We start from the raw sequence: 360 nt of genomic DNA on the forward strand, positions 1-360 counted from the left end.
GGGTGGCGTATCGATTATCAGATGGTTACGCCGGAGTTGGCCGCCAAAGCCGTTTCCGCACATGTTTATAAAGACGAGAAATTCTCGGATCACGCCCCTTTAGTTGTGGAGTATGACTATGTTGCCGAATAAGGTTTTTGGTAAATATGATTGGAATATAAACGGCAAAACCGGCGTAGGCGCGGCGTGGGTTGTGGCGGCATTTGTATTGCCTATGCTGGTGTGGGCGGTGTTTATGCTGGCGCGGATGTCCGGCTGGGTTGCGCCGACCAAGGCCAATCCAACTTGGGCGTTGGTATGGCTGCTGTTTTCCCTGCCTTGCCTGCTGATTGCGGCCAAATGCTTTGCTTGGAAGGGCTG

At 53.1% G+C, this 360-nt stretch carries 1 protein-coding gene and 1 pseudogene; both read left to right on the forward strand.

All coding sequences use genetic code 11. The annotated features are described in order from the left end of the window. Nucleotides 1-132: pseudogene (locus ACTHSP_RS22895) on the forward strand (exodeoxyribonuclease III); the annotation flags it as partial. Further along, nucleotides 119-360 (forward strand): hypothetical protein (locus tag ACTHSP_RS22900; protein WP_440347117.1); only part of this gene is annotated, 242 nt, incomplete at its 3' end. The pseudogene ACTHSP_RS22895 and the gene ACTHSP_RS22900, both read left to right, overlap by 14 nt.

The organism is Neisseria sp. P0001.S005 (assembly GCF_051963715.1).